This window comes from uncultured Varibaculum sp. (assembly GCF_902489465.1).
GTDB lineage: Bacteria > Actinomycetota > Actinomycetes > Actinomycetales > Actinomycetaceae > Varibaculum.
On record NZ_CABTZZ010000015.1, the window covers coordinates 42220 to 49006 of the forward strand.

The following is a 6787-nucleotide window of genomic DNA, read 5'->3' on the forward strand; positions in this document are numbered from 1 at the left end:
CTTCCTACCCCACCGGCATTACAGAACGCTAGGTGTTACTTAGCAGATTCTAGAATTTCTTCTACCACTTTCAAGGCTTGCAGCGCCTCCGACATAGAAACATGCTCACTGCCTTTGCCTAAAATAGCGTCCCGGAAGTGTTCATGTTCTACCCGCAGCGGCTCCCGTTTGGTCAGCTCGTAGCGGGTTACCTCGCCTTCGGAGACTCCCCGGAAGTTAGCGACCTGGGTCCACTCCACCGGAATTGACCCGTTCCGGTAGAAGGTAAGGTCACCCATCATAGTGTCAGCTACCAGGGCGCCCTTTTCGCCAATCACAATGGTCTTGCGATCTTTGAAAGGACAAAGCCAGTTCACCAGGTTGTTTACCAGCACCCCGTTTTCCAGTTTGCCAACCACATTGACCATGTCCTCATTTTCGCGGCCAGACCGGTAAGCGGTTACCGCCGACACTGACGCATAGTTTGAGCCGGCTACCCAAGCAGTTAAATCCACATCGTGGGTAGCTAAATCTTTGACTACCCCCACGTCCGAAATCCGAGCCGGGAATGGAGACTGGCGGCGGGTAGAAATCTGATAAACCTCACCCAATTGTCCCGCAGAGATCCGTTTCTTCATTTCCAGGAGGGCGGGGTTGCAGCGTTCCACGTACCCCACGGCACCGACCAAAGAGGCCTCCGCGAACGCTTTCACAATCCGTTCCCCGGATTCCGCATCAGTAGAAAGCGGCTTTTCTACCAGGGTATGTACCCCGGCCTCGGCCAGTTTCAACGCGGTTTCTTCGTGGAAAACGGTCGGAACAGCCACTACGCAAGCGTCTAAATCTTGCGCAATCAAGGCGTCGATATCGGGGAGGACTTCCATCCCTTTGGAAACCCCAAACTTGTCTCCAGCGGGATCTGCCATCGCTACCAGGTCAACACCCGGCAGTTCGCGGATATTACGTACGTGGTGCCGACCCATCGAGCCGATACCGATAATTCCGTAACGCAGGTTCGCCATATCTTATGCACCCGCCTTGGCTAGTTTGTTGACCGCTTCCACAATCCGCTCCAAATCGCCTTGCGAGAGGGAGGGGTGAACCGGTAGCGATAGGCATTCTTTCGCAGCCTTTTCGGTGTGGGGCAGTTCCAAACCCTTGGCGTAGGGAGCCAGAGACGGCAGGCGGTGGTTAGGAATCGGGTAGTACACGCCGGAACCAACCTGGTACTCATCTTTAAGAGCAGCCGCAAAACCATCACGGTCTTCGCTAACCCGGATAGTGTACTGGTGATACACGTGCTCAGCCTCTGGGGCTACTGGGGGAACCGTGACTCCCTGTAGATTCTCGTTTAAGAACTTCGCGTTCGCCCGGCGCTTTTCCATCCAGTCGGACACCTGAGACAGCTGTGCCAGGCCGATAGCGGCGTTAATATCGGTCATCCGGTTGTTCAGCCCCACTAGCTCGTTCGCATAGCGCTTTTCCATGCCCTGGTTACGAATCATTCGGGCTTCACGTGCTAGTTCGCCGTCCCCGGTGGTGATTGCCCCGCCCTCTCCGGCGGTCATATTCTTGGTGGGGTAGAAGCTGAAAGCCCCGAAAGCCCCGAAAGTGCCAACCTGCTGGCTATTCCAGGTAGCGCCGTGAGCTTGGCAGGCGTCCTCGAATACTAGCAGGTCGTGCCGCTTAGCAATATCCATAATGGCGGTCATGTTTGCCGGGTGTCCGTAAAGGTGAACCGGCAGGATAGCGCGGGTCTTCGGGGTAATGGAGGCTTCAATCGACTCGGGATCCAGGCAGAAATAATCATCCTCAATATCGGCAAAAACCGGGGTGGCGCCGATAATCGCTACTGAGTTACCGGTGGCCGCGAAAGTAAAGGAGGGAACGATTACTTCGTCGCCAGGTTTAATCCCGGCAGCCAGCTGCCCTACATGCAAAGCGGAAGTGCCCGAGTTAACCATTACTGACTGCTGACCATCGCCGCTAGCCATCTGAGCAGTGAACTTTTCTTCGAATTCTGCAACCCGCGGGCCTTGCGCGACCATGCCGGATTTTAGAACCGCGTCTACCGCGGCGCGTTCTTTATCGCCAATAATGGGTTTTGCGGCGGGAATAAACTCTGCAGTCATTAGTTAAGTAACCTCCTGGGTCTGGTGTGGGATAGCGTTTCAAGTCTGATGATCTTCAATCAGCTTCCCTATTTCATCACTATTATAAGTGCGAGAGTACCTGGCGCCTATAAGAAAAGTCCTGATTGCTTGTTATTCTAGGAAAAGAAAATAATTCGCGCGGAAAAGGTAATAGCAGACTATGGCAGCTAGAGATGACACCTGGGTCATCATACCCGTATATAACGAAGACCAGGTGATTGGGCAAGTAGTTAAAGATCTGCTCCCCACCTTTCCCCATGTGGTCTGCATAGATGATGGCTCCCGGGACAGATCGGCCGCGGTCGCGGCGGCTGCCGGTGCCACGGTTATCCGCCACCCCGTGAATCTGGGGCAAGGTGCGGGACTGCAAACGGGGATCGAATACGTGCGGGGATTCACTCCGGCGAAATACCTGCTCACCTTTGACGCCGATGGGCAACACCGGGTAGAGGACGGCCTGGCTATGGTGGAGCAAGCCGAAAAAGAAAACTTGGCGATAGTTTTCGGGTCGAGGTTTTTATCTTCCCAAACCCAGGTCGGTTGGATGAAGCGCCTGGTGCTAAAAACTGCGGCGTTGGTTACCGCCCGCCGCACCGGAATGAAACTCACCGATGCTCATAACGGTTTGCGGGTACTACGCCGGGATGCTTTTGAACAGGTTTACTTACTGCAAAACCGGATGGCACACGCCTCTGAAATAGTGGCGCAACTAGCCAAAACCGGGCTTCCGTGGGCAGAACACAGCGTATATATCCGCTACACCGAGTACTCCAAAGCTAAGGGACAATCCTTGCTTAACTCCATAAATATCCTCACCGAATTGCTGATCAAATAGGGGCTAATGATGCTGATAAAAATCCTGCTGATTGTTTTGGTGTTAATCCTTTCCCTATATATGTTCAAAGCGAACCTGGGGGCAAAACAGACAGCCTGGCGTCGTCTGGGGATATTGGCTTTCGCGATTTCTGCGGTAGTGGTGGTGATTTTCCCCGGGATCACCACCACGGCTGCGCGCTTCGTGGGAGTTGGGCGCGGTGCTGACCTGCTGCTGTATGTACTGGTGGTAGTGGTTCTCTACAATATGTTGATGCAGGCCAAGCAGCGCAACGCAGCGGAGCGACGCCTTACAAAACTTGCCCGGGAAGTAGCAATCACCCATACTGTCCTCGGTGAGGACGAGAAACGAGTTTCTCCCGAGGAAACCGATACCTCCGCAGAAAACATAACCTTTACTACTAGTACTACTAGCGTTAACCCTGCTAGCGGTGAATCTAATTAACCTAAACATTTAAGAGAAACGGATAACGCCCACATTTAAATCTCAATCGTTGATTTTGGGTAAAGCCCTTTCGAAGAATCCGACGAAGGAATAGATCTGCCCCTCTGAATGTAACTTTCTCCTATATGCAGGTGAGTCACCCCTCTAGAGGCTCTAATTCACCCCCTATTACCTGCGGAAGCTTACAAAGGCGTACTAATGTTAGTTCACCTGCTCAAATAATTGTTGTAACAATTTTCCGAAACCTCTTGACCGAAACGATTTTGTCGGCTATCGTGGCAATACCGAACCGATTCGGTAAGGTTTTTGGTAAATGAGTAGATAGCAGGAAACCGGTAGCATTATCGGCGATCCTGCAACCAAATACGCCGGCGGAGCAGCTGGTAAGGCGGAGGAAAGGACACTGCGATGGCGCAGAGCAAAGCAATAAATACCAACGATCCCAAATATTCCAAATTGTCCATCGGGGTCTGCCCCGACCAGTGGGGCGTATGGTTCCCCGAGGACGAAAAGCAAATGGATCCCCGGCAAGCTTGGGAAGAAATGGCAGAAGCCGGCTTCGAAATTATCGAAACCGGGCCATTCGGCTATTTCCCTACCGATCCCAAAGAACTACAAAAATGGTGCGATGAATTCGGAATGAAGGTAGTCGCCGGCACTGGCTGGGGGATTCTCCACAAGGCCGAAGCCTGGCCGGAAACTTTGAAGACCTTCCGCGCCATCGCCGAAACTCACGCGGCAGTCGGCGCCGAATACATCGTGCACCTGCCTCCGCTGTACCGCGACGACAAGACCTGGGAATGGACAGATGACCGCGTCCTGTCCGATGATGCCTGGAAGCTCTATGTAGAGCACGCCAACGCCCTCGGGCAAATGCTGTTGGATGAATACGGCTTGCAGATGGTGCTGCACCCCCACGGCGATTCCCATATCGAAACCCCCGAGGAAATCGCGCGTATTTTTGACGCTACTGACCCCAAGTACGTAAACCTCTGCCTCGATTCCGGCCACGTGGTTTACGGCGGCGGCGACCCGGTAGAACTGATCAAGAAATACCCGGAGCGGATCACCTACGTACACATCAAAGCTTTCGATGAAGCCATCACCAAAGAGGCACACGAAAAGGACTGGCCCTTCGGCGAGGCCGTGGCTAAGGGCGCATCGGTATGCCCTCCTGCCGGGCTGCCGGAAATGCATGAGTTCGTGGACGCGCTCGCGGAACTAGATCGCGAAATCTACTGTATTTGCGAGCAGGACTGCTACCCGTGCGAGCCCTCATTCCCGAAGCAGAACGCCATCAACATGCGCGAATACCTGGCCAGCTGCGGACTAGGTCTGAAGTAACTATCCACCACTTACCTGATGCCGCGGGAGCGGAGTGAGTATTCCGCTCCCGCCGGCATCTCCATTCAACGGCTGTGAAGCCGCGCCTGGGCGCACTGAAGCCACCAGGCAAATCACTCATAGGGGAGAAAAATGACATTAAATATTGGCTTGATCGGTGCGGGGGGCATGGGACGTGCTCACGTGGAACGGATCGAAAACGAACTGACCGGCGGCAAAATTGTGGCAGTCGCCGATCTAAACCTAGATGCCGCGAAAGAAGTAGCGGAAAAAGTTGGCGGCAAAGCCTACGGCTCCGGCGAAGAACTAATCGCGGATCCCAACGTAGATGCCGTCCTGATCGCCACCTTCGGTCGGGTACACAAGCCCGATGTAATCCGGGCGATTGAGGCCGGAAAATACGTGCTTTGCGAAAAGCCGCTGGCAACCACGGCAGAAGACTGCCGCGAAATTATGGAGGCCGAACAAAAAGCTGGGAAGAAACTGGTAACCGTGGGGTTCATGCGTCGCTTCGACCAGTCTTATGGCATCTTAAAAGCCAAGATGGACTCCAAAGAGCTGGGCGAAACCACCATGGTGCACTGCCGCCACCGCAACCCCACCGTTCCGGAAAACTACCTGTCTTCCATGGCGATTGATGACACCGCCATTCACGAAATCGATACTTGCCGCTGGCTAACCGGTGAAGAAATCGTGAACGTGCGGGTAGATATTCCCCGCTCCACCAGCTACAAGTTTGAGCACCTGACCGACCCGATCGTAGTGGTCATGTACACCGAATCCGGGATCCGGATTGACGACGAAGTAAACGTCAACATCGGCTACGGCTACGACATTCAGTGCGAAGCGGTAATGGAGCAGGGTACCGCCTACCTGGGGGATCAAGAAAAAGTGTATGTGCGCTCTAGCCGAGAACGTGCCAACGCCATCTGCCAGTCCCATATCGATCGTTTTCATGATGCCTTCAACCGCGAGGTGCAGCAGTGGATTAATGCCGCCAGCGAGGATCGCCACACCGGCTCCAGCTCTTGGGACGGATACGCGGCCACTTGCGTAGTGGATGCCGCCCTGGAGTCCTTAGAATCACGCGAGTCCAAGCTGGTCTCCGTGGAGTTAATTGAACAGCCCGAGTTCTACAAATAACCTTGATCGCCGTTAAAGGAGAAAACATAATATGAGCAATGATGCTTATAAGGAGAAGCTGGCAACCCCGCCCTCTCCCGCAAAAGTTAAAGAGATGGTGGCCATGACCCCCATGTCGGGGCCGCATCGCGGCACCATAATTTTGGCTGCTACCGCCACTTTCGGGTCGCTGCTATTTGGGTATGACACCGGAGTAATCGCTGGCGCTTTGCCCTATATGTATATGGACAATGTGGCCGGAGGGCTGGGGCTAGATGCCCTGCACGAGGGTTGGGTCAACGCCATGCTCGCCATCGGCGCAGCCTTCGGTGCCTTAATCGGCGGGTGGCTCACTGACCGGATTGGGCGCCGCACCAACATTATGGTCTTGGCGGTCATCTTCCTGGTTGGTACCTTGGGCTGTACTTTTAGCCCCAACGTATGGGTGATTTACCCCTTCCGCTTCATTCTTGGTTGGGCAGTAGGCGGCGCGTCCTCCTCGGTTCCGCTCTATCTAGCGGAAACTGCTCCGAAACGAATCCGCGGTCCGCTGGTAGCAGTAGACCAGTTCATGATCGTGTTTGGGCAGCTAGTTGCCTATATTTGTAACGCCGCCCTCTCGCAGGCGCATAACGCACCCGAAGCAACCGTGAAAGTTATTAGCGCAGGCGCTGTTTGCCCTGGCGGCTCCCCGGATGCCGGTAAGGCCGTGCAGGCCGGTGGCACCTACACTTGGGATTGTCTGTCCGGACTCTCTGATACCGTCCGCGAGACTATGGTGCTCTCTGGAGGTAACGGTAACGCTTGGCGTTGGATGTTGGTAATCGCTACTATTCCCGCCATCTGCCTATGGATAGGTATGCGGGTCATGCCGGAATCTCCGCGTTCGTATGCCGTCTTCTGCTTGAAA

General features: G+C 54.4%; 6 protein-coding genes. 4 read left to right on the forward strand and 2 right to left on the reverse strand.

The features are described 5' to 3' along the window. Window positions 1-35 precede the first annotated feature (35 nt). Both RDM26_RS04435 and RDM26_RS04440 read right to left on the reverse strand, forming a co-directional pair. Window positions 36-1001 (reverse strand): Gfo/Idh/MocA family oxidoreductase, encoded by a 966-nt coding sequence (locus RDM26_RS04435; RefSeq protein ID WP_307737812.1) that lies wholly within the window; start codon window positions 999-1001, stop codon window positions 36-38. A gap of 3 nt (window positions 1002-1004) precedes the next feature. Beyond that, a complete protein-coding gene (locus RDM26_RS04440) occupies window positions 1005-2111 on the reverse strand; it encodes an aminotransferase class I/II-fold pyridoxal phosphate-dependent enzyme (RefSeq protein WP_307737813.1) in 1107 nt (368 codons plus the stop codon). A gap of 181 nt (window positions 2112-2292) precedes the next feature. Between RDM26_RS04440 and RDM26_RS04445 the strand changes: the two genes are divergently transcribed. The 4 genes from RDM26_RS04445 (at window position 2293) to RDM26_RS04460 (ending at window position 5898) form a co-directional block, all read left to right on the forward strand. Next, on the forward strand, window positions 2293-2967 hold the full coding sequence (locus tag RDM26_RS04445; RefSeq protein ID WP_307737814.1) for a glycosyltransferase: 675 nt from the start codon (window positions 2293-2295) through the stop codon (window positions 2965-2967). A 6-nt stretch (window positions 2968-2973) separates the two neighbouring features. Continuing rightward, window positions 2974-3411 carry a DUF2304 family protein gene (locus tag RDM26_RS04450; protein WP_307737815.1) on the forward strand — a complete coding sequence of 146 codons (438 nt, stop codon included), beginning with the start codon at window positions 2974-2976 and terminating at the stop codon, window positions 3409-3411. Window positions 3412-3819: 408 nt separating this feature from the next. Continuing rightward, complete coding sequence (locus RDM26_RS04455; RefSeq protein ID WP_307737816.1) at window positions 3820-4755, forward strand: TIM barrel protein; 936 nt, start codon at window positions 3820-3822, stop codon at window positions 4753-4755. A gap of 132 nt (window positions 4756-4887) precedes the next feature. Next, window positions 4888-5898, forward strand: coding sequence for a Gfo/Idh/MocA family oxidoreductase (locus RDM26_RS04460; RefSeq protein ID WP_307737817.1), 1011 nt, complete (start codon window positions 4888-4890; stop codon window positions 5896-5898). Window positions 5899-6787: the final 889 nt, after the last annotated feature.